This window comes from Roseococcus sp. YIM B11640, assembly GCF_049727625.1.
GTDB lineage: Bacteria > Pseudomonadota > Alphaproteobacteria > Acetobacterales > Acetobacteraceae > Roseococcus.
This window is the reverse complement of record NZ_JBBJOZ010000003.1, coordinates 159,146-185,018: the sequence shown is the minus strand read 5'-3', so window position 1 is coordinate 185,018 and position 25,873 is coordinate 159,146. Positions and strand designations below refer to the sequence as shown.

27 protein-coding genes are annotated in these 25,873 nt (G+C 69.7%); 8 read left to right on the top strand and 19 right to left on the bottom strand.

Annotated features, from left to right (window positions below):
- Nucleotides 1-30: 30 nt before the first annotated feature.
- Genes WJM96_RS14785 through WJM96_RS14775 form a run of 3 tightly spaced genes read left to right on the top strand, consistent with a single transcriptional unit; the run spans nucleotide 31 to nucleotide 2,940 of the window.
- Nucleotides 31-960 (top strand): Bug family tripartite tricarboxylate transporter substrate binding protein, encoded by a 930-nt coding sequence (locus tag WJM96_RS14785; protein ID WP_424813284.1) that lies wholly within the window; start codon nucleotides 31-33, stop codon nucleotides 958-960.
- Between the two features lie 50 nt (nucleotides 961-1,010).
- Nucleotides 1,011-1,973, top strand: a complete 963-nt coding sequence (locus WJM96_RS14780; RefSeq protein ID WP_424813283.1) for a Bug family tripartite tricarboxylate transporter substrate binding protein — start codon at nucleotides 1,011-1,013, stop codon at nucleotides 1,971-1,973.
- Nucleotides 1,974-1,977: 4 nt separating this feature from the next.
- A complete protein-coding gene (locus tag WJM96_RS14775; RefSeq protein ID WP_424813282.1) occupies nucleotides 1,978-2,940 on the top strand; it encodes a tripartite tricarboxylate transporter substrate-binding protein in 963 nt (320 codons plus the stop codon).
- A 38-nt stretch (nucleotides 2,941-2,978) separates the two neighbouring features.
- Here the strand turns inward: WJM96_RS14775 and WJM96_RS14770 are convergent, their stop codons facing one another.
- The 18 genes from WJM96_RS14770 to pqqA all read right to left on the bottom strand — a co-directional run bounded on the left by WJM96_RS14770 (nucleotide 2,979) and on the right by pqqA (nucleotide 20,222).
- A complete protein-coding gene (locus tag WJM96_RS14770; protein ID WP_424813281.1) occupies nucleotides 2,979-3,206 on the bottom strand; it encodes a hypothetical protein in 228 nt (75 codons plus the stop codon).
- 1 nt (nucleotide 3,207) lies between these two features.
- On the bottom strand, nucleotides 3,208-4,464 hold the full coding sequence (gene odhB / locus WJM96_RS14765; RefSeq protein WP_424813280.1) for a 2-oxoglutarate dehydrogenase complex dihydrolipoyllysine-residue succinyltransferase: 1,257 nt from the start codon (nucleotides 4,462-4,464) through the stop codon (nucleotides 3,208-3,210).
- An 83-nt stretch (nucleotides 4,465-4,547) separates the two neighbouring features.
- Complete coding sequence (locus WJM96_RS14760; protein ID WP_424813279.1) at nucleotides 4,548-7,430, bottom strand: 2-oxoglutarate dehydrogenase E1 component; 2,883 nt, start codon at nucleotides 7,428-7,430, stop codon at nucleotides 4,548-4,550.
- A 114-nt stretch (nucleotides 7,431-7,544) separates the two neighbouring features.
- Nucleotides 7,545-8,441 (bottom strand): succinate--CoA ligase subunit alpha, encoded by an 897-nt coding sequence (gene sucD, locus WJM96_RS14755; RefSeq protein ID WP_424813278.1) that lies wholly within the window; start codon nucleotides 8,439-8,441, stop codon nucleotides 7,545-7,547.
- Nucleotides 8,442-8,444: 3 nt separating this feature from the next.
- A complete protein-coding gene (gene sucC, locus WJM96_RS14750; protein WP_424813277.1) occupies nucleotides 8,445-9,641 on the bottom strand; it encodes an ADP-forming succinate--CoA ligase subunit beta in 1,197 nt (398 codons plus the stop codon).
- A gap of 19 nt (nucleotides 9,642-9,660) precedes the next feature.
- Nucleotides 9,661-10,389 carry a metallophosphoesterase family protein gene (locus WJM96_RS14745; protein ID WP_424813276.1) on the bottom strand — a complete coding sequence of 243 codons (729 nt, stop codon included), beginning with the start codon at nucleotides 10,387-10,389 and terminating at the stop codon, nucleotides 9,661-9,663.
- Between the two features lie 20 nt (nucleotides 10,390-10,409).
- Nucleotides 10,410-11,363 carry a malate dehydrogenase gene (gene mdh, locus WJM96_RS14740; RefSeq protein ID WP_424813275.1) on the bottom strand — a complete coding sequence of 318 codons (954 nt, stop codon included), beginning with the start codon at nucleotides 11,361-11,363 and terminating at the stop codon, nucleotides 10,410-10,412.
- Between the two features lie 98 nt (nucleotides 11,364-11,461).
- Nucleotides 11,462-12,193 (bottom strand): L-threonylcarbamoyladenylate synthase, encoded by a 732-nt coding sequence (locus WJM96_RS14735; RefSeq protein ID WP_424813274.1) that lies wholly within the window; start codon nucleotides 12,191-12,193, stop codon nucleotides 11,462-11,464.
- Nucleotides 12,194-12,206: 13 nt separating this feature from the next.
- Entirely contained in the window at nucleotides 12,207-13,169 is a 963-nt protein-coding gene (locus tag WJM96_RS14730) for a Bug family tripartite tricarboxylate transporter substrate binding protein (RefSeq protein WP_424813273.1), read from the bottom strand.
- A gap of 145 nt (nucleotides 13,170-13,314) precedes the next feature.
- Nucleotides 13,315-13,911, bottom strand: a complete 597-nt coding sequence (locus WJM96_RS14725) for a hypothetical protein (RefSeq protein ID WP_424813272.1) — start codon at nucleotides 13,909-13,911, stop codon at nucleotides 13,315-13,317.
- Nucleotides 13,912-14,027: 116 nt separating this feature from the next.
- Nucleotides 14,028-15,194, bottom strand: coding sequence for a cell division protein ZapE (gene zapE / locus WJM96_RS14720; RefSeq protein WP_424813271.1), 1,167 nt, complete (start codon nucleotides 15,192-15,194; stop codon nucleotides 14,028-14,030).
- Nucleotides 15,195-15,253: 59 nt separating this feature from the next.
- On the bottom strand, nucleotides 15,254-15,841 hold the full coding sequence (locus WJM96_RS14715; protein ID WP_424813270.1) for a c-type cytochrome: 588 nt from the start codon (nucleotides 15,839-15,841) through the stop codon (nucleotides 15,254-15,256).
- The gene (locus WJM96_RS14710) at nucleotides 15,841-17,061 is read right to left on the bottom strand and encodes a PQQ-dependent sugar dehydrogenase (protein ID WP_424813269.1); all 1,221 of its coding nucleotides are present in this window, start codon (nucleotides 17,059-17,061) and stop codon (nucleotides 15,841-15,843) included. Before WJM96_RS14710 ends, WJM96_RS14715 begins: the two co-directional genes overlap by 1 nt.
- Nucleotides 17,062-17,156: 95 nt before the next feature.
- Nucleotides 17,157-18,233: a pyrroloquinoline quinone biosynthesis protein PqqE gene (pqqE, locus tag WJM96_RS14705; RefSeq protein ID WP_424813268.1), complete on the bottom strand. Its 1,077-nt coding sequence runs from the start codon at nucleotides 18,231-18,233 to the stop codon at nucleotides 17,157-17,159.
- Entirely contained in the window at nucleotides 18,230-18,487 is a 258-nt protein-coding gene (gene pqqD / locus WJM96_RS14700; RefSeq protein WP_424813267.1) for a pyrroloquinoline quinone biosynthesis peptide chaperone PqqD, read from the bottom strand. Before pqqD ends, pqqE begins: the two co-directional genes overlap by 4 nt.
- A complete protein-coding gene (pqqC, locus tag WJM96_RS14695) occupies nucleotides 18,484-19,206 on the bottom strand; it encodes a pyrroloquinoline-quinone synthase PqqC (RefSeq protein WP_424813266.1) in 723 nt (240 codons plus the stop codon). The genes pqqD and pqqC overlap by 4 nt, the downstream gene beginning before the upstream one ends.
- Nucleotides 19,203-20,108: a pyrroloquinoline quinone biosynthesis protein PqqB gene (gene pqqB, locus WJM96_RS14690; protein ID WP_424813265.1), complete on the bottom strand. Its 906-nt coding sequence runs from the start codon at nucleotides 20,106-20,108 to the stop codon at nucleotides 19,203-19,205. Before pqqB ends, pqqC begins: the two co-directional genes overlap by 4 nt.
- Before the next feature lie 33 nt (nucleotides 20,109-20,141).
- Nucleotides 20,142-20,222 carry a pyrroloquinoline quinone precursor peptide PqqA gene (pqqA, locus tag WJM96_RS14685; protein WP_131549351.1) on the bottom strand — a complete coding sequence of 27 codons (81 nt, stop codon included), beginning with the start codon at nucleotides 20,220-20,222 and terminating at the stop codon, nucleotides 20,142-20,144.
- A gap of 139 nt (nucleotides 20,223-20,361) precedes the next feature.
- Here pqqA and WJM96_RS14680 point away from each other — a divergent pair, with 139 nt between their 5' ends.
- Nucleotides 20,362-21,393 carry an aspartate-semialdehyde dehydrogenase gene (locus WJM96_RS14680; RefSeq protein ID WP_424813264.1) on the top strand — a complete coding sequence of 344 codons (1,032 nt, stop codon included), beginning with the start codon at nucleotides 20,362-20,364 and terminating at the stop codon, nucleotides 21,391-21,393.
- On the opposite strand, the gene WJM96_RS14675 is transcribed toward WJM96_RS14680, so the two are convergent.
- Complete coding sequence (locus WJM96_RS14675) at nucleotides 21,394-21,717, bottom strand: hypothetical protein (protein ID WP_424813263.1); 324 nt, start codon at nucleotides 21,715-21,717, stop codon at nucleotides 21,394-21,396.
- Between the two features lie 154 nt (nucleotides 21,718-21,871).
- On the opposite strand from WJM96_RS14675, the gene WJM96_RS14670 reads away from it, so the two are divergent.
- The 4 genes from WJM96_RS14670 to WJM96_RS14655 all read left to right on the top strand — a co-directional run bounded on the left by WJM96_RS14670 (nucleotide 21,872) and on the right by WJM96_RS14655 (nucleotide 25,798).
- Nucleotides 21,872-23,263, top strand: coding sequence for a hypothetical protein (locus WJM96_RS14670; protein WP_424813262.1), 1,392 nt, complete (start codon nucleotides 21,872-21,874; stop codon nucleotides 23,261-23,263).
- Nucleotides 23,260-23,856 carry a hypothetical protein gene (locus WJM96_RS14665; protein ID WP_424813261.1) on the top strand — a complete coding sequence of 199 codons (597 nt, stop codon included), beginning with the start codon at nucleotides 23,260-23,262 and terminating at the stop codon, nucleotides 23,854-23,856. The genes WJM96_RS14670 and WJM96_RS14665 overlap by 4 nt, the downstream gene beginning before the upstream one ends.
- Nucleotides 23,853-24,779: a peptidoglycan-binding protein gene (locus tag WJM96_RS14660; RefSeq protein WP_424813260.1), complete on the top strand. Its 927-nt coding sequence runs from the start codon at nucleotides 23,853-23,855 to the stop codon at nucleotides 24,777-24,779. The genes WJM96_RS14665 and WJM96_RS14660 overlap by 4 nt, the downstream gene beginning before the upstream one ends.
- A gap of 74 nt (nucleotides 24,780-24,853) precedes the next feature.
- Nucleotides 24,854-25,798: a tetratricopeptide repeat protein gene (locus WJM96_RS14655; protein ID WP_424813259.1), complete on the top strand. Its 945-nt coding sequence runs from the start codon at nucleotides 24,854-24,856 to the stop codon at nucleotides 25,796-25,798.
- Nucleotides 25,799-25,873: the final 75 nt, after the last annotated feature.

Below are 25,873 nucleotides of genomic sequence, written 5' to 3'. Positions count from 1 at the left end.
GCGGTAGGGAGCCGGCGCGACGCCTGCGGCATGCTGCGCCGCCCGCTCCTCCTCGCCGCCACGCTCCCGGCCGTCGCCTCGGCGCAAGAGCGGCCGGTGCGCCTCGTCATCGCCTTCCCGCCTGGCGGCAGCACCGATACGCTCGGACGGCTGATCGCCCCCCGCATGGCCGAGCTCCTCGGCACCACTGTGACGCCCGAGAATCGCAGCGGGGCCTCGGGCGCGGTGGGCGCCGGCGTGGTAGCCCAGGCCGTGCCTGACGGAGGAAGCCTGCTGCTCGACAGCGGCGGCCAGGCAGTGAACCCCTTCCTGCTGCGCGGCCTCTCCTTCGATTACCGGACGGCCTTCGCCCCCGTGACGCTGCTCGTCACGCTACCCCTGCTGCTCGTCGTCCGAGCCGATCTCGGCGTGACCACGCTGGCCGGGCTTCTGGAACGGCTGCGCGCCCAGCCCCGGCTCGCGGCCTATGGGAGCGTCGGCATCGGCGCGCGCACGCACCTCGCCATGGCGGCGCTGCTGCGCCGCGCGGGGATCACCGCCGAGCACATCCCCTACCGTGGCGGGGCCGACCAGATCACCGGCCTGCTTCGCGGCGACGTGGCCATGGGCTTCACCTCGGTCGCCCTGGCAGCGCCCTTGCTTCGTGAAGGGCAAATCCGTTCGCTCGGCACCTCCCTCCCCGGGGTGGCGGACAGTATCGACGGGCAGGGCTTCCCGGGCTTCTCCATCGGCGACTGGATCGCGCTGCTGGCCCCCGCGGGCACCTCCACGGGCATCATCTCACGCCAGGCAGAAGCCGCTGCCGATGCCATCGGTCAGCCCGCGCTACGCCCGCGCCTGGCCGAACTCGGCATGGCGCCGGCCGCCGAGGGCCCACAGGCGCTGGCGCGCTTCCTGGACGCCGAACGCCGCGCGATGGGAGGCTTGATCGCCTCGGAAGGCATCCGCCTCGACGGTTGACCACCGGCGTTCATCTCCCGGTAATGGCGTCCCAGACATAGGGACGTCCCATGCTTTCCCGCCGCACCGCAATCGCCAGCGCGATGATCCTCCCCTTCGCCGCGCACGCCCAGGACTGGTCCCCGAACCGCCCCGTCCGCGTCGTCGCCGGATGGCCGGGCGGCGGCGCGGCCGATGCCTCCCTGCGCGTGGTGGCCCCCCATATGCAGACCGCGCTGGGCCAGCCGGTGGTGATCGAGAACCGCGCGGGCGCCTCGGGCTCCATCGCAGCGGCGGCCGTGGCGCAGGCCGCGCCGGACGGCCAGACGCTGCTCTTCGACGCGGCGGGGCAGGTCAGCAACCCCTTCCTGATGCGCGGCCTGGCCTTCGACTACCTGACGGCCTTCACCCCCGTCTGCCTCTTCGCCCTGCTGCCCAACGTGCTCTGCGTGCGGGCCGAGACGCCGATCCATTCGGTGCCGGAACTCGTCGCCTATCTGCGGGCCAATCCCGGCCAGCCCTGTGCGAACACCGGCATCGGCATCACCTCGCACCTCGCGGCCGTGATGTTCGCGAGCATCGAGAAGCTGCAGGTCACGCACGTGCCCTATCGCGCGAGCTCGCAATCCATGCCGGGCCTGCTGGCCGGCGAGACGCTCTTCACCTTCAACACCACGCCGCTCTCCGTGCCGCTGGTGCGCGACGGGCGCGTGCGTGCGCTGGCGGTGACGACGCCGCAGCGCATCCCCTCCTTGCCCGATACGCCCACGATGCAGGAGCTCGGCTATGCGGGCTTCTCGCTGAATGAATGGATCGCGCTCTTCGCGCCCGCCGGCACTCCCGCGAACATGGTCGCGCGCCATGCCGCCGCCGCGCAGCAAGGCCTGGCCGACCCCGTGGTGCGCGAGCGGCATGCCCTGCTGGGCATGGAGGTCATGGCCCAGGGCCCGGCCGAATTCGGTGCCTTCCTCGCCGAGCAGCGGACGCGCATAGGTGCCCTGATCCGCGACAACAATATCCGCCTGGAGAGTTAGTTCGATGCATCGCCGCCTGTTCCTGGGCTCGGGCCTCTCGGCCCTGGCCGCCCCCGCTCTCGCGCAATCCTGGTCGCCCAGCCGCTCGGTCCGGCTGATCGCGCCCTACGCGCCAGGTGGTGGCGTGGACACCTCGGCACGGCTGCTGGCCGTGCCCATGACGTCGACGCTCGGCCAGTCCGTGGTGGTCGAGAACCGGGGGGGCGCGGGCGGGTCCATCGGCGCCGGCGAGGTCGCGCGCAGCACGCCGGACGGCCATACCGTCATGATCGATGCGCTGGCGCATACGGTGAACCCGGCGCTCATGCGCGGCCTGCCCTTCGACTACGCCACCGCCTTCACGCCCATCAGCCAGGTGCTGGTCTGGCCGCAGATCCTCATCGTCCCGCAGAGCATGCCCGTGCGGAACCTGCAGGAATTCGTGGCCTATGTCCGGGCCCGGCCGGGGCAGCTTTCCTACGGCTCCTCGGGCAATGCCACGGCCGCTCACCTCGCTTCTGCGCTGCTGCTGAACCGCGCCGGGCTGGACATGACGCATGTGCCCTATCGCGGCGGTGCGCCGGCCCTGCAGGATCTCGTGGCGGGCAATATCGGCTTCGTCTTCGGCACCGTCGCATCCTCGCTGCAGCTGGCGCAGGAAGGGCGGGTCCGGGCGCTGGCCGTGAGCTCGGCGAACCGCCTCGCCGCGCTGCCTGACGTCGGCACCGTGGCAGAGCAGGGCTTCCCTCGCTACGAGCTGAACGAGTGGAATGGCCTCTACGGGCCGGCGGGCCTGGCACCCGGCATGGTCGCGCGCTGGCATGGCGCGGTGAAGGATGCGCTGGCCGATGCCGCCGTGCGCGCGCGGCTGGATACGCTGGGCGCCATCCCGGTCGGCAGCGATCCGGACGCCTTCGCCGTCTATGTGCGCCAGCAGCGCGAGGCGATGGCCGCGCTGGTGCGCGAGACCCGAATGGAGCTGGGCTGAAACAGAAAAGGCCCGCGAGACGCGGGCCTTTCCAAGTCTCAGAATTCCCGGCGCGGTGGGCGCCGGTCCCGGGGCGGCGGAGGCGGCGCGGCAAGCTCCACCTCCAGCTCCTTGATCTTCGCCTTCACGGAATCGCGCAGCGCAGGCGTCGCGTGCGACTTCATTCCGGCGAGCACTTCCTTGAGGTCGCGCAGCTGCTTCTCCTTCTCCACGCGGGTGCGGGAGATGGGTCGGTTGTCGCTGAGCTGACCTTCGCGGGAGCGCATCTCAGACGTCCAGCATGAGGCGGCGGGGATCCTCGATCGCCTCCTTCACGCGGACGAGGTAGGACACAGCCTCCTTACCGTCCACGATCCGGTGATCGTAGGAGAGCGCCAGGTACATCATCGGCCGGATCTCGACCTTGCCGCCGACGGCCATCGGGCGCTCCTGGATCTTGTGCATGCCCAGGATGCCGGACTGCGGGGGATTCAGGATCGGGGTGGACATCAGCGAGCCGTAGATGCCGCCATTGGTGATGGTGAAGCTGCCGCCCGCCATCTCCTCCAGCTTCAGCTGGCCGTCACGGACGCGCTTGCCGAAGTCGGCGATGCGCTTCTCGATCTCGGCGAAGCCCATCTGGTCCGCATCGCGCAGCACCGGCACGACGAGGCCCGAGGGGCCGCCGACCGCGATGCCCATGTGGACGAAGTTGCGGTAGATGACGGTGTCGCCCTCGATCTCGGCGTTCACCGCCGGGAACTCCTTCAGCGCGGCCACGCAGGCCTTCACGAAGAAGGACATGAAGCCGAGCTTCACGCCGTGACGCTTCTCGAAGACGTCCTTGTACTCGCCGCGCAGGGCCATCACCGCGCCCATATCCACCTCGTTGAAGGTGGTGAGCATGGCGGCGGTGTTCTGCGCCTCCTTCAGGCGGCGCGCGATGGTGGAGCGCAGGCGCGTCATCTTCACGCGCTCCTCCCCCTGCTCCAGCGCGCGGGCGGGCTTCGCCGCGGCGGCCGGGGCCTGGGCTGCGGCGGGGCGGCTCAGGAAATCGAGCACGTCGCCCTTGGCGATGCGGCCGTCCTTCGCGGAACCGGCACCGACCTGCGCGGCCGAGACGTTGTTCTCGGCCATCAGCTTCGCGGCGGCCGGCAGGGCCGCGCCCGGAGCGGCCGGGGCGGAAGCCTTGTCCTCGGAAGCCGCGACGGAACCGCCGCCGGTGCCGGGCGGCTTGGCCGCGGCCGTGGGGGCCGCTGCCGGGGCAGGCGCCGCCGCCGGGGCGGGCTTGGCCGCCGCCGCGCCGGAACCGGCGGCGATGCTGCCGAGCACGGCGCCGGGTTCGACCTCGGCCCCCTCCTGCGCGGCGATCGCCTCGAGGACGCCCGCCATCGGGGCGGGAACCTCGACGGTCACCTTGTCGGTTTCGAGCTCGACCAGCGGCTCGTCCGCCGCCACGGCCTCACCAGCCTGCTTGAGCCAGCGCGCGACGGTCGCGGTGCTGACGCTTTCACCCAGCGTGGGGACGAGAATGTCGGTTGCCATGGCTTTGCTGCTTCAAATCCTGCGGTGTTCTAGAACACAAGGGCGGAGGCGTCAGCCCGAATGGCCGGCGCCCCCGAATTTCGTCAGAGCCCGAGGGCCTCGCGGACCAGCTTCTCCTGCTGGGCGGTATGCGTCTTCGCGAGGCCGGTGGCCGGGCTCGCCGCCGCGGCGCGGCCCACATAGTCAGGGCGCTTGGCCTTGATACCGATATCCTTCAGCACCTTCTCGATCCGCCGGTCCACGAAGTTCCAGGCGCCATTGTTCTCCGGCTCCTCCTGGCACCACACGATCTCGGCGTTCTTGTAGGGCGCGAGGGCCTGGGCGAGGCTCTGGGCCGGGAACGGGTAGATCTGCTCCATGCGGATCAGCGCCACGTCGTTGACACCCTTCGCCTGCCGCTCCTGCAGAAGGTCGTAGTAAACCTTGCCGGTGCAGAGAACCACGCGCTTCACTTTCTCCTCCGGCGCGATCGCCTCGACCTCGGGGATCACGTAGCGGAAGCCGCTGCCCGGCCCGAACTCGGCCAGGCTGCTGATGGCCAGCTTGTGGCGCAGCAGGCTCTTCGGCGACATGACGATGAGCGGCTTGCGGTAATTGGCCTTCAGCTGCCGGCGCAGGGCGTGGAAGTAGTTGGCCGGCGTCGTGAAGTTGCAGACCCGGATATTCCGCTCCGCGCAGAGCTGGAGGTAGCGCTCCAGGCGGGCCGAGGAGTGCTCCGGCCCCTGCCCTTCCTGCCCGTGCGGCAGCAGCATCACGAGGCCCGACATGCGCAGCCACTTCGTCTCCGCCGAGGCGATGAACTGGTCGATGATGACCTGCGCGCCATTGGCGAAGTCGCCGAACTGGGCTTCCCACAGCGTCAGCGTGTGGGGGTCGGCCAGCGAGTAGCCGTAGTCGAAGCCCAGCACGCCCGCCTCGCTCAGCAGCGAATTGAAGGCCTCGAACTTGGGCTGCCCCTCGCGGATGTTGTTGAGGGGCGCGTATTCCTTCTGGTTGTTCTGGTCCACCAGCACGCAATGGCGGTGGCTGAAGGTGCCGCGCTGCACGTCCTCGCCCGAGAGGCGGACGCGGTGGCCTTCCAGCAGCAGCGTGCCGAAGGCCAGCGCCTCGCCGGTCGCCCAGTCGATGCCCTCGCCGGTCTCGATGGCCGACTTCTTGGCCTCGAGCTGCCGCGCGATCTTGGGATTGAGCGCGAAATCCCCGGGCACGCGGCACAGTGCGCCGCCTACCTCGCGCAGCGTGTCGAGCGCCACGGCGGTTTCGTGGAGCTGCTCCACGCCCTCGCCCTCGCCGACGGCCTTGAGGCCGGTCCAGTGGCCCTCGAGCCAGTCGGCCTTGTTCGGCTTGAAGCTGGCCGAGGCCTGGAAAGCCTCCTCCAGCGTGGCATTGAAGCTGTCCTGGATCGCGGCGGCATCCTCGGCCGTCACCGAGCCCTCGGCCGCCAGCTTCTCGGCGTAAAGCGTGCGGGTCGTCTTCATCTGCCGGATGCGGTTGTACATCAGCGGCTGCGTGAAGGCGGGCTCGTCGCTCTCATTATGGCCGTGGCGGCGGTAGCAGACGATGTCCAGCACGACGTCGCTCTGGAAGCGCATGCGGAACTCGGCGCAGAGACGCGCGCACCAGACCACCGCCTCGGGATCGTCGCCGTTCACGTGCAGGATCGGCGCCTGCACCGACTTGGCCACGTCGGTGCAGTAGAGGCCCGAATAGGCATGGGCCGGCACCGTGGTGAAGCCGATCTGGTTGTTGGTCACGATATGGACCGTGCCGCCGGTGCGGTAGCCGATGAGCTGGCTCATCGCCAGCGTCTCGTAGACGAGGCCCTGGCCCGCGAAGGCCGCGTCGCCATGAAGCAGGATGCCCATGACGCTGGTGCGCGTCTTGGTATCGCCCGCCTGGTCCTGCCGCGCGCGGACCTTGCCGGCGACCACGGGATTCACGGCCTCGAGGTGCGAGGGGTTGGGCTGCAGCGAGAGGTGCACCTGCTTGCCGAGGATCTCGACATCGGTGGAGGTGCCCAGGTGGTACTTCACGTCGCCCGAGCCCTGGACATCGTCCGGCTTGAAGCTCGAGCCCTTGAACTCGGAGAAGACCTGCACGAAGGGCTTCTTCACCACGTTCACGAGCACGTTCAGGCGGCCGCGGTGGGCCATGCCGATCGCGACCTCGTTGGCGCCGCCCTGGGCGGCGGCCTCGATAGTGGCGAGAACGGCCGGAATGGTGCTCTCGCCGCCTTCCAGGCCGAAGCGCTTGGTGCCCACGTACTTCTTCGCGCAGAAGGCCTCGAAGCCCTCGGCCTCGGTCAGCTGGGTCAGGAGCTTGCGCTTGTCCTCGGCCTTGAAGCTGTTCACCCAGGGCGCGCCCTCGACGCGCTGCTGGATCCAGGACTTCTGGTCCGGATCCTGGATGTGCATGAACTCGACGCCGATATGGCCGCAATAGGTCGCGCGCAGGCGCTCCAGAATCTGGCGGATCGTGGCGGTTTCGAGGCCCAGGACCTTGTCGATGAAGATCGGGCGATCGAGGTCGGCGTCGGTGAAGCCCCAGAAGCCCGGGGAAAGCTCGGGGTGGGCCGGCGGCGTCTGCAGGCCGAGCGGGTCGAGCTGCGCCTCCAGATGGCCACGCACCCGGTAGGAGCGGATCAGCATCAGCGCGCGGATGCTGTCCAGCGCGGCGCGGCGGACGGCCTCGGGGTCCATGGCCGGGGCGGCGGCGCCGGGCTTGCCGCCCTTCGGCGCGGGCTTGGGCTCCTCCACGGGGGCGAAGCCGCCACGGGGGCGAGGCGCCCAGGAGGCACCCATCGCATCGGTCAGGACCGCGCGGGCATCATCGTTGAGGGCCGCGAAGAGCTCCCCGAACGAGGGATCGACCTTGGCGGGATCCTCGACCCACCTGGCGTAGGTGTCGGCGAGATAGGCGGCATTCGCGCCGTTCATCGCACCTGCGAGGATGTCCACTCCGGCCATTTCTCTCACTCCGTTCCGCCATAGGCGGATTCATTTGACGGTCCGGGACCTTAGGCCCGGACCACAACAATACATAATGAATAGGGCGGGAGTTTGCCCCCCGCCCCGTGCAAGTCAGCCCTTCAGGGCGCGCACCATGGTCGAGCCCAGGGAGGCCGGGCTGTCGGCGACATGGATGCCGGCCTTGGCCATGGCTTCCATCTTCGCGGCGGCCGTGTCCTTGCCGCCGGAGATGACCGCGCCGGCATGGCCCATGCGGCGGCCCGGAGGGGCCGTGGCGCCGGCGATGAAGCCGACGACGGGCTTGTTCGGCTTGCCGGGGCCGAAATTCTCGCTGGCCAGGTACTCGGCCGCCAGGATCTCGGACTGCCCGCCGATCTCGCCGATCATGATGATGGACTTGGTCTCGTCGTCGGCCAGGAAGAGCTCCAGCACGTCGATGAAGTCCATGCCCTTCACCGGGTCGCCACCGATGCCCACGCAGGAGGACTGGCCGAGGCCGGCCGCCGTGGTCTGGGCCACCGCCTCATAGGTCAGCGTGCCGGAGCGCGACACGATGCCCACCGACCCGCGCCGGTGGATGTGGCCCGGCATGATGCCGATCTTGCAGGCGTCGGGCGTGATGACGCCGGGGCAGTTCGGCCCGACCAGCACCGAGGAGGAGCCGTCCAGCGCGCGCTTCACCTTCACCATGTCCAGCACCGGGATGCCCTCGGTGATGCAGATGATGAGCGGAATCTCGGCGTCGATCGCCTCGAGGATGGAGTCGGCCGCGAAGGCCGCCGGCACGTAGATGACGGTCGCATCGGCGCCCGTCGCTTCCTTGCACTCGGCCACCGTGTTGAAGACCGGCAGGTTGAGCGTCGGGTGCATGGTGCCACCCTTGCCCGGCGTCACGCCGCCCACGTAGTTCGAGCCGTAGGCGATGCCCTGGCTGGCGTGGAAGGTGCCCTGGGCTCCGGTGAAGCCCTGGGTCATGACCTTGGTGTTCTTGTCGATGAGGATGGACATGGCTCAGGCAGCCTTCTTCACGGCGGCGACGACCTTCTGGGCCGCATCTGCCAGGTTGTCCGCGGGGATGATCGCCAGCCCGCTCTCGGCCAGGATCTTCTTGCCCAGCTCGACATTCGTGCCCTCGAGGCGCACCACCAGCGGCACGGCCAGCGAGAGGTTCTTGCTCGCCTCCACAATGCCGGTCGCGATCATGTCGCACTTGGCGATGCCGCCGAAGATGTTGACCAGGATGGCCTTCACGTTCGCGTCGGAGGTGATGATGCGGAAGGCCTCGGTCACCCGCGCCGCGTCCGCCGTGCCGCCGACATCCAGAAAGTTCGCCGGCGAGGAGCCGTAGAGCTTGATGATGTCCATGGTCGCCATGGCAAGGCCCGCGCCGTTCACCATGCAGCCGATCTCGCCGTCGAGCGCCACGTAGTTGAGCTCGTGCTTGGTCGCGTCGAGCTCCTTCGGGTCCATCTCGCTGTCGTCGCGCAGCTCTTCCAGGTCCTTGTGGCGGAAGAGGGCGTTGTCGTCGAAGGAGACCTTGGCATCGAGCGCCACGATCTCGCCCGCGCCGGTCACGACCAGCGGGTTGATCTCCACGATCGCGCAGTCGAGCTCCTGCACCGCGCCGTAGAGGGCGGTCACGAACTTCACGAAGCTGCCGACCTGCTTGCCCTCGAGGCCGAGGCCGAAGGCCAGCTTGCGGGCATGGAAGCCGGAAATGCCGGAGGCCGGATCCACCGCGACCTTGAGGATCTTCTCGGGGTGGTTCTCGGCCACCTCCTCGATCTCCATGCCGCCCTCGGTGGAGGCCATGATGGTGAGGCGCGAGGTCTCGCGGTCCACCAGCAGGCCGAGATACAGCTCGCGCTTGATGTCGCAGCCGTCCTCGACATAGACGCGGCTGACGACCTTGCCGGCCTCGCCCGTCTGCTTGGTGACCAGCGTCTTGCCGATCATCGCCTCGGCCGCGGCCTTGGCATCGGCCACCGACTTCACGACGCGCACGCCGCCCTTGCCGTTCGGATCCTCCTTGAAGCGGCCGGCGCCACGGCCGCCCGCATGGATCTGCGACTTCACGACATAAACGGGCCCGGGCAGCTTCTTCGCTGCGGCCTCGGCCTCATCCGCCGTCCAGGCCACATGGCCATCCAGAACCGCGACGCCATAGCGGCGCAGCAGTTCCTTTGCTTGATATTCATGAATATTCATGGGTGGGGGATCCTCAAGCTCAATCCATTGTGCCAGTGGCCAGCGACTGCGACCAGTCGGCCCTTCCGTGACGCATCGCCTCGGCCGAGGCGGCCTCCCAGTCGTATTCTTCTGCGTGGAACGTGACGTGCCACATGGGGCCCCGCCTTTCCGCCATGGCCCAGCGCGCATGCGGCGCGCCGGCTTCCATCCGGTGGAAGTACGGGTCCGTGTCCTTGTAGGCCGGCTGCCCGACGGAGCCGGGGTTCACCACCAGCCGTCCATCGGCCAGGCGCACGAGGCGAGCGCGGTGGGTGTGCGCGGTGAGGACGAGCCCCTCCCCCGCAGGGTCGGGCAGCATGGCGGCGACCTCGGCCGGCCGGCGCTCGCGCACGCCATGCTCGGTCGCCTCATGCATCAGGTAGGTCAAGTCGTCCTCGGGCAGCGCGTGCATGGCCAGGATACCCTCGCCACGCCAGGACATGGGCCGCGCGCCCAGTGCCTGCCGTTCGGCCGCGCCGAGACGCGCCCGGGTGAAGGCGTCGGTCGTGCCCAGCTTCTCGGGCGGATCGAAGGCGACCCATCGGTCATGATTGCCGCGCAGCGCGACGGCCGCGCCGGAGGAAGCCAGCATCTCGAAAGTCTCGGCCGGCCAGAGCGGGCCGGAAACGGCGTCGCCCAATTCGATCAGGAGATCGGGCGACGCATTCTTCACGGCGGCGAGCACCGCCGCCAGGGCCAGGCGGTTGCCATGAACATCGGCGATCACGGCAACCCGCACGGGCTGTCTCAGACGCCGAGCGCCTTGAAGTCCTCGACCAGCTTCTTCACGGCATCGCAGGACTTGTCGAAGGCAGCCTTCTCCGCCGCGGTGAACTCGACCTCGACGATCCGCTCCACGCCGTTCGCGCCGATCACGACCGGCACGCCGACGTAGAAGTCCTTGAGGCCGTACTCGCCGTTCAGCATCACGGCGCAGGGCAGGACGCGCTTCTTGTCCTTCAGGTAGGACTCCGCCATCGCGACGGCCGAGGCCGCCGGGGCGTAGAAGGCCGAGCCCTTCTCGAGCAGCTTCACGATCTCGCCGCCGCCATTGGCGGTGCGGTTCACGATCGCGTCGATCTTCTCCTGCGTCGTCCAGCCCATCTTGATGAGGTCGGGGACCGGGATGCCGGCGACGGTGGAGTAGCGGGTCAGCGGCACCATGGTGTCGCCGTGGCCGCCGAGCACGAAGGCCGTCACGTCCTCGACCGAGACGTTGAACTCCTGCGCCAGGAACAGGCGGAAGCGCGCGCTGTCCAGCACGCCGGCCATGCCGACGACCTTGTTCGCGGGCAGGCCCGACTTCTGCTGCAGCGCCCAGACCATGACGTCCAGCGGGTTGGTGATGCAGATGACGAAGGCGTTGGGGGCATACTTCTTGATGCCCTCGGCCACCTGGCCCATGACGCCGGCGTTCTTCGTCAGCAGGTCGTCGCGGCTCATGCCCGGCATGCGGGGGAAGCCGGCGGTGACGATGATGACGTCCGCGCCCTCGATCGCCGCGTAGTCCGCGCCGCCCGACATCGCGCTGTCGAAGCCATCCACCGGGCTGGACTGCATGATGTCCAGCGCCTTGCCGGCCGCGACGCCGCCGAAGACGTCGAAGAGCACGACATCGCCGAGCTCCTTCAGGCCGATCAGATGGGCGAGCGTGCCGCCGATGTTACCGGCGCCGATGAGCGCGATCTTGCTGCGGGCCATGGGGCCTTCCTCTTTGTAGTGGCTGGTGTGCGGCGCATGGGTAGACCCGTTGCCCTGGCGGAGCAAGGCATCGGGCCGGGAAGCAGCGCAGGATTCGACTAAACGTGCACCTGCTGGGCCGCCCGGGTGTGTCCCGACGGGAGCGCCTCCAGTCCCGGATCGGCCGGGAGTTCCACCCTGAAATATCGGGACAGCACGTCCTGAATGAGCTCATAGCAGGAACCGATCCGGACAACTTCCATCGTCGTGAAGTCGATCATCGTCGAGGAGCGCCGGTAGCGATGATACTTCCGCAAGCCGTGATCGATCACGAGATCGGCACAGGCACGGATCTCGGGCTGGATGTCCTCGGCGCGGAACTTGGTGCCGGTCCCGGTCAGGTTGGCGGAGGAGCCGAAGAGAGGCTGCGTCTCGGCCAGCGAGAGGCGCGCCATCTCCTGCTCGAGCGCGCCGACATTCATCAGGATGGCGAGCGTGCCGGACTCGGTGCTGGCCTCCAGCGCGTCCGCACCCAGCGCCCGAGGCAGCGGATGATCCGCGCGGAAGGGCCCGATGGCCGAGATGGGCAGATCGTGGTCCAGCACGAGGGCGCGGATCATCTCCTTCGCGCGGGCGGGCATGTCGTGCACCTCGTCATGGATGTCGAGGCTGCCCAGCATGGCGTTGCGCTTGTGCGCGCCCCTGCCCTTGGCGCGGAAGAAGCGCAGCAGCGCCGCCTCGCAGCCGCCGGTGCCGGCATAGCCCACATCGGTCGGGAACAGGCAGACGCCGCCCGCCTTCACCACATCCACGGCCCGGCGGGCATCGCCCGCGATATCGATGGTCGCCATTCGGAAATGCCTTTCAGTCGAGCCGGATGTTGAGGCCAGGGAGGATCGGCGCCCAGCGCTCATTCTCGAGGCGGAGCAGGTTGCCGGCTTGCTCGGGTGTGGTCACGTGGATGTCGAAGCCGGCACGCAGCAGCTGCTGGCGTAGGGCTGGATCGGCCATGGCTTCGACGTTCGCCGCATGCAGCGCCTGGATCGCCTCGGGCGGGGTCTGGGCCGGGACCAGCAGGACGAAGCGCAGCGAATTCACCACGCTCGGGTAGCCGCACTCCGCGGTGGTCGGGATCGCCGGCGCGGCATCCGACCGGTGCGGCGAAAGCAGCGCCAGCGGGCGCAGCGTTCCCGCCTCGAATTGCGGACGCACGGCGCCGAGGGTGAAGACGCCGAGATGCACATGGCCCGCCAGCACGTCGTTCAGCGCGGGCCCGCCGCCGCGGTATTCGGCCTGGACCATCTTCAGCCCCGCCTCGCGGGCCAGGAGCTCGTAGCCCAGGTGATGGGGCGAGCCGATGCTGGGATTGGCGAAGCTCCACTTATCCGGCTCGCGCCGCACCAGGGCGACGAAGTCATCCAGGCTGCGCGCAGGCACGCTCGGGTTGATCCCGAGCACCAGCGGCGAATCCGCTAGGTAGCTGACCGGCGCGAAGTCGCGGAACAGGTCGTAGGTCAGGCGCCGATAGAGATGCGGGAAGAGCGCCACATTATCGGTGTTGATGATGAGGGTATGGCCGTCCGGCGCAGACCTCGCCGCCGCCTCCATCCCGATATTGGTCGCAGCGCCGCCCCGGTTCTCGATGACCACCGGCTGGCCCAGCCTGGCCCGCATGCGCTCGGCCCAGGGCCGCGAGAGCGCGTCCGTGCCGCCACCCGGCGGATAGGGAATGATCAGGCGGATCGGACGGCTGGGATAGGCCTGCGACCGCGCCGCTGAAGGCAAGGCCCCCGCCAGGGCGGCTACGAGCGCGGCGCGCCGGTGCATGGGCGATTCCTCCTGGACCTGCCGGCTTGGAGCCGCCGGCCTGTCCGGACGATATCACGGGTTTGTCCGGCTCAAAGACATGGCCGGCCCCAAACAAAAAGGCCGCCCGGAGGCGGCCTTTCGGTTGGCTTCGGTTCCCGAGGGATCAGAGCGGCACGCAGCGGGTGATGTCGTTATGGCCGATGGCCATGGTGGCCATCGTGCCATCCGGGCATGAGGCCTGGCTCATCGCGGCCGGGGCGAGGCCGCCCGTCCAGCGCAGCGGCGACTCGCCGCGGGAGGCCGTGGTGGTGCAGCTGCGGCGGCCGTTGCGGATCGTGCAGGTGGCCACGGCGGTGCGGCTCAGGCTCCGGGGCTGCATCATGGCCGACTGGCGGCCGTAGGGAACCGCGGCGGCGACACGGCTGTTCGTGCTGCGGCTGCCACGGGTGGCGGCCTGGCCGCGGCGGCTGGTCTGGGCGGAAGCCTGCTGGCGGCCCGAACGGCTCGGGGCCGCGGCGGTCTGGCGGGCGCTGCGCGACGGGGCGGCGGCGCTGCGGCTGCTGGCGGCCGAGGCGCGCGGCGCGGCGGAGCGGCTCGCACTGATGCTGCGCGGCGCCGTGGCGGCGCGGGGCGCGCTGGCGCGGCTGGCCGAAGCGGCCGGGCGGCTGCTCTGCACTGAAGCCCTTGCGTCGGTCCGGGCCGAAGCGGCCTCCGGCAGGACGGTCGCCATCAGGCACAGGCCCAGAAGGCCTCCGATCACTTTCCGCATGAATCCCCCAACCCCAACTCGGCCTCCCAAGATGGAAACCACCTTCGGGACGCAACAAACGCGACGGTCGCGCGACAGACGCGACCTTCGTGTTTCGGCGTATTACGTCAGGGCAGGTGAGGCAAGCCTAAATACTCCTGGCTCTGCATTTCCATGAGGCGGGAGGCCGTGCGCTCGAACATGGCCGCATTTTCGCCTTGTTCGTAGAGTTGGTCCGGCGCCGCCTGGGCCGAAGCGACCAGCTTGCAGCGGTGCTCGTACAGCGCATCTATCAGCGTGATGAAGCGCCGGGCGCGGTCGAAATTGTCGGGCCCGAGCCGCGGAACCCCGTCCAGCACCAGCGTATGGAAATGGGTGGCGAGCGCCAGGTAGTCCGCGGGGCCGAGCGGCCGGCCGCACAAATCCTCGAAAGAAGTCCGGACCACGCCACGGGCCGACCAGCCCACCGGCACGCTGCGCCCGAGCACCTGCAGGCTGGCCGGCTGGCCGTGCTTCTCACCGCTCAATTCCTCGAAGGCCGCATCCAGGGCGCGCTCAGACCGCCCGTCCACCGGATGGTGCCAGGTGGGCAGGCCCCGGATGCGCTCGCGCCGGTAATCCTGCAGCGACTCGAGGTAGAGCACCTCCACCCGCGATTGGATCAGCGCGATGAAGGGCAGGAAGGCATCCCGCCCCGGCTTGCCCTTGAAAAGGTCCTGCGGGGCGGTGTTGCTGGTGGCGACCATGACCACGCCGCGGGCGAAGAGGGCCTCGAAAAGCCGGCCCAGGATCATCGCATCCGTGATGTCGTGGACCTGGAACTCGTCGAAGCACAGGAGGGAGGCCTCTGCCGCGATCCGGTCCGCCAGCGGCGGGATGGGGTCGTCCGCGCCCGGATTGGCCTGGCGCCAGGCATGGATCCGGTTGTGCGCCTCCTGCATGAAGGCGTGGAAATGGATGCGGCGCTTGCGCGGGACGTCGGCCGTGTCGAAGAACAGGTCCATGAGCATGGACTTGCCCCGGCCCACGGCACCGACAAGGTAGAGTCCTTCCGGCGTCCCCTCGGGCGCGGCGAGGTCGCCGGAACCTCGCTTGGCCCCGAAAAGCTTGCCGAAAAAGCCCTTCGACGGCTGGGTCGCTGTCGGCCTGGGGTCGTATCCCCGCAGCGTGCGCCACAGGCTTTGCAGGATTTCCGCGGCATGGGCCTGGGCCGGGTCGGGCCGGAGGGCACCTTCCGCCACGCGTGCGCGATAGGCCGGCAGAGGGCCGTCAGTCGGGGGGAGCACCGAGTCCATCGCGGCCAGGGATAGAACGGGAGGCGCGGCGGCTCAATGACCTGCCGCGCGAATGCCCCTCAATCCAGGTGCGCCAGATAATGCGCGATGGCGGCGATATCGGCGTCGGAAAGCCCGACGACCGCCCCGTTCATCTGGGTATCGACGCCCGCGCGGCGGCCGTCCCGGTACTCCCGCATGGTATGGGCCAGGAATTCCTCGCGCTGGGCGGCGACGCGCGGGATCTGCGCCCGGCCACCGAAATCGGCGACATGGCAGGTGGCGCAATGGCGTGGCCCGATGAAGGCCTGCCCGCGGGCGAAGAGCGCGTCGTCGCGCGGGCTCCGGTCATCCGGCGGGCCGGGCGGCAGGCTCGCGAAGAAGGCGGCGATGTCCTGGATGTCCTGGTCGGCCATGTTGGCGGCGAAATCGTTCATCGGGGGCGCCTGGCGGATGCCCTCGCGGAACAGGATCATCTGGATGGTGATGAAATCGGCCGGCTGGCCCGCCAGGGACGGAATGTTCTCCATCTGGCTGCGGCCATTCTCGCCATGGCAGGTGATGCAGGTCTGCCCTGCCAGCTCGGCCCCACGGCGGGCGTCCTGCGCCTCGGCCGCGATGGGAAGGGCGGCGGCCAGAAGGGCCGCCGCCAGCAGTCGAAGCCGCATCACTGACGATAGGTGATGCGGTAGATCGCGCCCATCTGCTCATCCGCGACGAGCAAAGAGCCGTCCCGCATCACATGGACATCGACAGGGCGGCCCAGGAAGCGCTGGTTCGCCTCGTCCAGCAGGCCCGTCATGAAGGGCTCGATGCCCGTCACATTGCCCTGCGCGTCGAGCTTCGCGACCACCACGTCATAGCCGTTCAGCCGGTCCCGGTTCCAGGAGCCGCGGCGGGCGATGAAGGCCTGGTTGCGATAGGCCTCGGGGAACATGGTCCCCGTGTAGAAGCGCATGCCGATCGGCGCCACATGGCCACCGAGCAGCGCCGCCGGCTGAGCGAACTCGCTGCAGTTGCGGCCGGCATTCTCCTGCGGGTCGGCCCAGCTGCCGACGCAGAACGGATAGCCATGGTCCTCGCCGCTGCGGCGGACGCGGATCAGCGTGTCCTGCGGCGTGTCGTTGCCGGCCCAGTCGCGGCCGTGATTGGTGGCCCAGAGCTCGCGAGTCACGGGGTGGTGGTGGAAGCCCACGCTGTTGCGCACGCCGCGCGCCTCGATGCGGCGATCGCTCCCATCCAGGTTGAAGGAAACGAGCAGCGCGAAACGGTCGCGGTCGATGGAGCAGATGTTGCAGGGCGCGCCGACGCTCGTATAGAGCCGGTTGTCGGGCCCCAGCGTCAGGTGCTTCCAGAAATGGTTGCCGCCGTGATCCGAATCGGCCGGCAGGCCGAAGGCCTGGGTCAGTTCCACCGGCGCGGGCACGTTGTCGAGATTGGCCTCGATATTGTCGTAGCGCAGCACCCGGTTGAGCGCGATGACGTAGAGGTTGTTCCCCACCATCGTCAGCGCGCTCGGGTTGTTCAGGCCTTGGGCGATGACGCGCGAGCGCGTCGTGCCATCCGCATTGCGCGTGGTGGCATAGACGCGGCCGATGGCGCGACTGCCGGAGAAGATGGTGCCGTTCGGCCCCTCCGTCATGGCGCGCGCGCCGGGAATGCCGTGCGCGAAGACGGCCACCGAGAAGCCCTGCGGCACGCGGATCGACGAGACAGGCAGCCGGTCCACCGGCGTGACGGTCAGGATCGGTGCATGGGGCGCGAGGGTGGAGCCCTCGGGGCGTCCCACGGCCCAGCCCGGAACGGGCGCCGGCGCGGGGGCCTGCGAAAAGGCCGGGGCGGCGATCAGCGCCGCGGCCATGCCGAGCAGAACGCGTTTCATGGTCATGCTTCCTCTCCCTGCTGCCCCTTGGGGCATTGCCGCCGGATGGAATGACGAAACCACAAGTGTTGCAAGCCCGTAGTGCCCCGGACATGGGGCCTTCAGGAGAATTCGCGGTACCTAAATTGCGACTCCCGGGCATCGGCCACCGCGGCTGCGAGAAGCCCGTGGTCCGGCGAGAGCGCGCAGGCCGGGTCGGTCGCGGCGGCGTCGCCCGTCAGCGCGAAGGCCTGGCAGCGGCAGCCGCCCCAGTCGCGCTCCGCATGGGCGCAGCCCTGGCAGGGCTTGGGCATCCAGCCGGTGCCGCGAAACGCGTTGAAGGCCGGGCTCCCGGTCCATGCCTCGGCCAGCGCCGTGTCGCGCACATTGGCGAAGACCATGCCCGTGATGGATTCGGCCGCGTGGCAGGGCAGGACGTTGCCGGCCGGCGAGACGGACAGGAAGCGCCGCCCCCATCCGCCCATGCAGGCCTTGGGCCGTGCCGCATGATAGTCCGGCACGACATAGTCGATGACAAGCCGTCCACGGTGCTGAATGCGCGCGGCGTCGACGACGCGGGTCGCCTCGTCCAGCATCTCGCGCGTCGGCAGAAGGGCGGCGCGGTTGGCCAGCGCCCATCCATAATACTGCACATGCGCGACCTCGAGCCGCGCCGCGCCCCATTCCAGCGCGATCTCGATCAGCCGGGGCAGGTTGTGCAGGTTCTGGCGGTGCACCACGGCGTTCAGCGTAAGCGGCAGCCCGGCCTGCTTCACCAGCGCGGCCGCCCTCGCCTTCTTCGCCTGCGCGCCCCGCATCCCGCCGATCCGCTCCGCCCCCGCCTCGTCGGCGTCCTGGATGGACAGCTGCACATGGTCGAGCCCTGCCGCCGCGAGCCGCGCCATCAGCGCCACGTCCAGCAGCACGCCCGCGGTGATGAGGTTGGTGTAGAGCCCCGCCTCGCGTGCCGCCGCCGTGATCTCCACGATGTCGCGCCGTGCGGTGGGCTCGCCGCCCGAGAGGTGGATCTGCAGACAGCCGAGCGCCGCCGCCTCGCGGAAGACGCGCGCCCATTCCTCCGTGCTCAGTTCCTGCCGTGCGCGCGAGAGCTCCACGGGGTTGGAGCAATAGGGGCAGCGCAGGGGACAGCGATGCGTGAGCTCCGCAAGCAAGGCCAGCGGAGGCTCGATCGCGCTCATTCGCGGAGCGCGCCCTTGGCGATGAGGTCGCGCAGCATCTCCGCGACATCGGCCGCGATCTCGGCCTCGGGGGCCGCGAACTTGCGGGCCAGCTCCGCCACGATCCCGGCCTCGTCGCGCTTCCCGTCCACCAGGCGCAGGACCTCCAGCGCCGTGTCGTCCGGGATGAACATGCGCTCCGGCGCCATCACGATCCAGCGGTCGCGCGCCTTGTCCTCATGCAGGCGGACGCCCGGGGGAAACTTCGGAATCATGGCCGCCACGCGCCGGGCGGCGGCAGGCCGGGCGCCACATAGGCGTGATGCAGCGCGTCGAGCTGCGCCCAGAGCAGGTCGCACTTGAAGCGCAGCGCGGCGAGGCAGAGCTCCTGCTTCTCGCGCGTATCGGCGTGCTCCTTCACGTAGCCGAGCGCGAAATCGACATCCTGCGGCGCCTGCGTCAGGCGCGGCGTGAAATAGGCGAGCGTCTCCTCGCTCACGAAGTCGTAGCCGCGCAGCATGCCGGCCACGCGCTCCTGGATGATGTTGGGCGAGAACATCTCGGTCAGCGAGGAGGCGATCGCCTCCAGCACGCTGCGCTCGCGCACGAAATGGACATAGGCATCGACGGCGAAGCGCGTGCCGGGCAGCAGGCCCGCGAGCGAGACCACGTAGTCGCGATCCAGGCCCAGGCTGTCCGTCAGCACCAGCCAGCGCTCCACGCCGCCGGGCTTGGAACCGTCGCCGTCATGATCCTCGATACGCCGGCGCCATTCGCGGCGCAGGTCGGTGGTCGGGAGCCGCGCCAGCAGCGAGGCGTCCTTCGCCGGGATACTCGCCTGGTAATAATAGCGGTTCAGCGCCCAGGCCTGGACCTGCGGCTTCGTCAGCTTCCCTGTGTGCAGCAGCCGGTGGAAGGGATGCAGGATGTGGTAGCGCTCGGCGCCGATGGCGCGGAGCTCGCCCTCCAGTTCCTCGGGGGTCGCCAGGTTCAAAGCGTGATCTCCATCCCGTCCTCGGCGACTTCCCAGCCGGCGGCGGTCAGCATCGCGCGCTCCGCGCTGTCGTCCAGCAGGGCGGGGTTGGTGTTGTTGATATGGATGAAGATGCGCCGGGCGACGCCAAGGCGCGCGAACGCATCGAGCGTGCCGCCCTCGCCCGTCATGGGCATGTGGCCCATCCGGCGGCCGGTCTTGGGCCCGGCGCCCGCGCGGATCATCTCGTCATCGGTGAAGAGCGTGCCGTCGAACATCACGCAATCGGCCCCCGCCAGGCGGGCCTCCAGAGCCGGCGTCATCATCGCGCAGCCGGGGATGTAGTGCAGCGCGGCGCCCCCGGCCGAGATCGCGAGTCCCACCGCCTCGCCATCCTCCGCGACGCCCGGGTCGCCCCCGTTCTCGGCGAAGAGCGGAACCTTGCCGGGGACGGCATAGGCCTCGACCCGAAGGCCGGGCAACGGCTCGAAGGGCGAGGACATCGGCATCGGGTGGCGGCTGACGAACTCGGGATTGAGCGCGCGGAAGATGGGATTTTCCTCCACCACGGCGAGGCTCTGTTCGCTCCCGTGGAGGCTGAAGGCTTGTCGCTCCCGCAGCGTCAGCAGTCCGGCGAGGGTGTCGACCTCTGCCCCGGTCAGGATCACCGCCCTGATGGGCGAGTTGCGAAGGGGTTCCGGCCGCGGGTGCAGCGCCGGGGTATCGGCGATCTGCTGGCGAAGATCGGGCGCGGCATTCACCACCGCCCAGGTCTCGCCATCGGCGCTGACAGCGATGGAGGCTTGGCTACGCGGCCTCGCAGCCGCATCGCCTGAGCGCGCACGCCGGCAGCCGGGACCGGCCGAGTTCCATTGCGGGAAGCCGCCGCCGGCCCCCGCGCCCAAAACGATCGCACGCAGCATAAGAGGGACCAGGCGTTTCCGCCCGGTCTCGGATCAGCCGATTTCGGCGCAGGCGTAGCTGTTGATCTCGAGCGCCAGGGACACTTCGACGATACGCGGCTTCTTCCAGGCCATAGGTAACCTCCCGAATCTTGCTCCGGCGTGATGCCGGCCCCTTCAAGATGGCAGTCCTTTCACCCGTCATCAAGGAGGGCGATATCGCCGGAGGGCGTTCTGCTTTAAAGCCGCCCGGCACAGTCGATTGGAGGATGCCATGGCCTATCGGGTCGCCGTCGTGGGCGCCACCGGCGCGGTGGGGCGCGAGCTCCTGAAGATCCTGGCGGAGCGGAAGTTCCCCGTGTCCGAGGTGGTGGCGCTGGCCTCGGCCCGCTCGGTCGGCCAGGAGGTGAGCTTCGGCGAGGACCGCGTGCTGAAGGTCCGGAGCCTGGAAGCCTATGACTTCACCGGGACGGACCTGGCCCTGTTCAGCCCGGGCGCCGCGATCTCGGCCGTGCATGCGCCCCGCGCCGCCGGTCAGGGCTGCGTGGTGATCGACAATACCAGCCAGTTCCGCATGGAGCCCGGCGTCCCGCTGGTGGTGCCGGAGGTGAACCCGCAGGCGCTGGCGCGATTCCGCAAGCGCAACATCATCGCCAATCCCAATTGCAGCACCATCCAGATGGTCGTGGCGCTGAAGCCGCTTCACGACATCGCGAAGGTGAAGCGCGTCGTCGTCTCGACCTACCAATCCGTCTCCGGCGCGGGGAAGGAGGCGATGGACGAGCTCTTCAACCAGACCAAGGGCAGCTTCGTGAACGACCTGCCCACGGTCGAGCAGTTCCCCAAGCCGATCGCCTTCAACGTGATCCCGCAGATCGACATCTTCATGGATGACGGCTCCACGACGGAGGAGTGGAAGATGGCGGTGGAGACGCGGAAGATCCTGGATCCGGACATCCAGGTCGTCGCAACCTGCGTGCGCGTCCCCGTCTTCGTGGGCCACGGCGAAGCGGTGCATGTCGAGTTCGAGAACCCCATTACCGTCGCGCAGGCGCAGGCGGCGCTGAAAAAGGCGCCCGGCGTGAACCTCTACGACCGTCGAGAGGATGGGGGCTACATCACGCCGATCGACGCGGCCGGCGATGACGACGTGTTCGTCTCCCGCATGCGCCGCGACCCGACGGTGCCGAATGGCCTCGCCTTCTGGTGCGTCAGCGACAATCTCAGGAAGGGCGCGGCCCTGAATGCGGTGCAGATCGCCGAGGAGCTGCACCGCCAGGGGCTGCTGAAGAAGCAGCCGGCCTGATCAGGGGAAGTTCACGTCCGTCAGGTTGCAGGTGTTGACCTGACGGCGTTCCGTCGCCTGACCATTGGCATAGACGACCCGGATGTCGTTCACGCACTGCCCGGCGGGCAGCGAAATGACGAAGTTCTGGCCCGGCTCCAGCACATTCTGCCCGAGCCGGTCCGAGCCCCAGTTCTGATCCGCCGAGGACGATACATAGACCTCGTTGATGACCACGTTGCCACGGTTGTTCAGGCGGAAGTCCGGGTTGTTGGACTGCGCCCAGGCCGGTGCGGCTGCCGTCATGGCGATGGCGGCGAAGAAAGCGGTGCGTGTGATGAGCATTCCTGATCCACCCTGTTGATCGGTCGCCATGATGGCGCCGAACGTATTGACTTAACTCTAATGTCAAGAGCCCCGCTAGGACTGACGTCCTGTTTTCCTTGATTTAAGGAACAAAATAGGAACATATAGCCTTCAGCATGTCTGGAGGCCTCCCTTGCCACCCTTCCTCGCCACCCCTCTCAAGCTTCTCCTCTGCGGCACGGCCGCCATTGCCGTGCTGGCCGCCGCGAAGATCGCCGGGCTCAGCCCTGCCCCCCTCCTGGTGGCGCCGGGGAGCCTGGCTGCGCTGCTCGTCTTCCTCGTGGGCCTCGGCTTCGCCGGATTCCTCTGGTGGCTCGCCTCGCGCTGCTTCCTCTTGCTGCGCGATCCCGCGACTACGCCCGAGCAGATCGCGGCGCTCCGCGACCTGCCGCTCGCCCTGCCGGAGGGCACGGTGCGTGCGCTGCTGGCGCTCATCGTCGGCGTCATCGGCCTGCCGCTGCTGCTGTTCAGCCAGACCCTCGCCCTCAACGACGCGGTCGCGGGTTACGTGAACGGCATCATTGCCGGCGTCTTCGGCTACTACTTCGGCGCCCGCTCCACCGGACCCGACGCCCAGGCGAATCGCCGGCTGGGCGAGGCGCTCGAAGGCCAGCAGCGCGCGAATGACGCTCTTCGGGCCAGCGAGGCCGCCGCCCGCGAGGCCGCGAGCCAGGCAGCGCAGCCGGACCTCCTGGCCGGCGCCGCCGCGGCGCTCGAGCGTCATCTCGGCGTCGCGCGGATTCTCTTGCAGCGGCTGGGTCCTGCTTTGCCGGCAGGCCTCATTCCACCCCAGGCGCAATCCGCCATTGATATGGCCGAGCAAGCGCTCGGCCTCGCCCGCGCCGGTGGCGCCGATCTGGGCGCGATCCAGGCCGCGGCGAGCGCATTGACCGGGCGCGAGGGTCCGCTCGCCACGCTGCTGCGGGCCGCCGCCCCGCTGCTGCCCGCCGCCGGCGGTCCGCTCGCCGGCATCGCCCTGTTGCTGAGTGCCGGATGGAGCCTGGGGGCCGCGGCGTGGCGGCGCTTCCGCGCGCAACTTCTCGACACGCCGCATGACCCGGCGCTTTTCGACCCCGGCACGATCACGCCTGCCTCGGCGGAGCTGCGCCTCTCGGAAGCCCCGATCTTCGCGCGCCTGTTCCAGCCGCGCGTCGCCGAAGCCGGCTTCCTGGCCAGCCTGCTCGATACTTGCCTGCGCGAGGACGCGGCCGAGCGCCTCTGGGCCGGCTATCCCGGCTTCGCCAACCCCGCCGAGGCCTCCGAAGGCCTCGCGCAGTTCCGCCGCGCCCTTCTGCAGGACCGTGTGGAAAGCGATCTCGGCGCGGACACTTCCATCCGCGCCGTACAATCCCTCCAGGAGGCCGCGCCGGCGCTGCGCCCGGCAGCGAACGACCGGGTCGCCCTTCCCCAGCTCGGCGGCGGCTCGGACGCCCAGGCCGCGCTCCAGGCCCTGACCCTGCTGCTCGGCGAGATGCGCGAGGCCCGCACGGATCCGAGCCGTATCCTCTCGGAGATCGCGGCGTGAGATGGCTTCCGCTTTGGCTGCTGGCGGGCTGCGCGAGCGTGGCGTCGATCGCCGATCCACCGCTCGGGCAGCTCGCGCGCTGGCAATCGGCCAGCCCGGCCGAGATCGCCGCGGAGCCGCTCGACTGCCCCCCCGGTCACGTGGCCTGTCCGCCATTGTACTCGCGAAAGGCCGAGGCCTGCATGTCGCTGGCCATGGGGCGCCGGGCGGCGGGGGCCGCGTGTCCACCTGTGGCCGATTTCCTGCGCTGCGCCGCCGATTCCTACGCGGCGGCGCGCTCGCTTTCGCCCTCGCAACGCCTGGCGGATGGCGAGGCGCAGGCCCGGCTTTGCCTGGCCGAACACGCCACCCCGGGCGACGCGCGAAGCGATCTGGCCCTGGCCGCACGGGCCGCTGCCGAGGCACCGCCGGAACGCGCGGCCCTGCTGGGCGCGCGCGCGGCGCTGGCGGCCACGCGGCCGGGCGCGGGAACGGCCGGCGAGCGCTGCGCCGCGCTGCGCGCCGGCCTGCGCCTGGCCCCGGCCGACTCCCGCGAAGCGGCCGATCTGGCCCGCCGCCGCGCCACCCTTCCCGAGTGCGGAGACCATCCATGATCCTCGAACGAAACCTCGCCTTCCGGCTTCCCCTTTTGCGGGGCGATGACGTGCGGCGCGCGCAGCTGGCCCTCATCCGCGCGGGCGCGTTGCGCGGCGAGGCCGATGGCGCCTTCGGTCCGGCGACGCGCGACGCCGTGCTGGAATTCCAGCGCCGCGCGCGCCTTCCCGCCGACGGCATCATTGGCCCCGTGACCTGGTCCCGGCTCGGCGGCGAGCCGGGCCTGCAGCCCGATCGTCCCTGGCAGGACGGGCTGCGCCCCTTCCTGCCGGCCATCACCGCGTGGCATGGCGATGCCGGCCGGCTGAGCTGGCGGCTGACGCGCGCGGGCATCGAGATCCAGGGCGAGAACGCACCGCGCCGGAATGGCGACGGCGCCGTGGCGGCGCGCTGCTGGGCAACCTATCGCCAGGCGCTGGGGGATGCCGCGCGCCGGTTTTCCGTGCCGGTGGAGCTGCTTCTCGCCATCGCCTGCACCGAGAGCGCGGGCCGGGCCACGGCGCTGCGCGAGGAGCCCGGCTATGTCGACGACGAGGCCACGCCTCATCGCGTGTCCCCGGGATTGATGCAGACGCTGATCTCCACGGCGCGGGAGGCCCTGGGCGACCCGAAGCTCGACCGCGCACGGCTGCTGGACCCGGCGGTTTCCGCCGCCGCCGGCGCGGCCTACGTCGCGCGCCAGGGCCGGACCGGCAAGGCGCCCACCGGCTTCGACCCGCCGCTGGCGGCGATCGCCTACAACGCCGGCAGCCTGCGCGCGGACCGTAACGCAGCCAATCCCTGGGGCCTCGTCCAGACGCGGCGCGGCAACGTCTGGCACGCGGATATCCTTTGCGCGCATCTCGGCGACACCTATGCGCGCTTCGCCGCCGGCGAGGCGCCGGACGAGACGGTTCCGAGCTTCTGGCCTCTGCTGGGCTGACGGATCGTTCCGCCCGGCGATGGACTCGCCGGGCGGCCGCGCCTATGGCAGCCGGCGCACGACAGGAACCGCCCTTGCCCCGCCCGGCCGAACCACCCGCGCCGCCCACCTTCGCCGAGATCTCGGGCATGACGCCCCAGGAACTCGCCCGCCTGCTCAACGGCGACCCCGCCAGCGCGGCCCGCTTGCTCGGCGCCGCCGCGCGCTTCGGCATGGTCGAGGCGCAGGTGCACTACGCGCAGATCCTCCTCGACGGGCGCGGCGTGGCGCGCGACCCCGCCGCCGCCTTCCGCTGGTTCGGCATCGCGGCCGGCGCCGGTTCCATTGAGGGGACCAACATGCTGGGCCGCTGTCACGAGCTCGGCTGGGGCGTGCCCGCCGATCCCGAGGCGGCCGCGGTCCAGTATCGCAAGGCCGCCGAGGCCGGGCTCGACTGGGGCCAATACAACTACGCCAATCTGCTCGCGCGGGGCGCGGGCGTCGCCCAGGACCGGGACGAAGCGCTCCGCTGGTATCGGCGCGCGGCCGCTCAGGGCCATGCGAAGTCGATGAACCTGGTGGGGCGGTTCAAGGAGGAAGGCTGGGGCACCATCGCCGACCCAGGAGAGGCCGCGGAATGGTATCGCCGCGCCGCCGAAGGAGGCGATTTCCGCGGCCAGTTCAACCACGCCAGCGTGCTGGCCCGGCGAGGGGAGATCGATGCGGCGGCGACATGGTACCGGCGCGCCTCGGAGACCGGAACCGCCGGCTTCCTCCGCAGCATGGCGGCCGATCTGTTGCGCCAGCCGTACGAGATTTTCCACGCCATCGCCCTGGAAATCCTCGCGCGACGACGTGCCTCGGGCGAGGCCGAAGACCTCTTCGCCTATGGCGCCGCCATCCTGCCGAAGGACCCGCGTGAGGCCCGCCGGTGGCTAGGCCGCGCCGCGGCCCTCGGCCATGAGCCGGCCAAGGATCTGCTGAGGAAGCAAGGGGTTCCGGGGCGACTTCGTTTGATCCGTGCAATGTTGCAACAGTAGCACAAATCCGCCTTCGGCCGAGTTGCGAATGGTTATTATTTGCGCTAGTGCAACGTCACCTATCGTATCGAATGG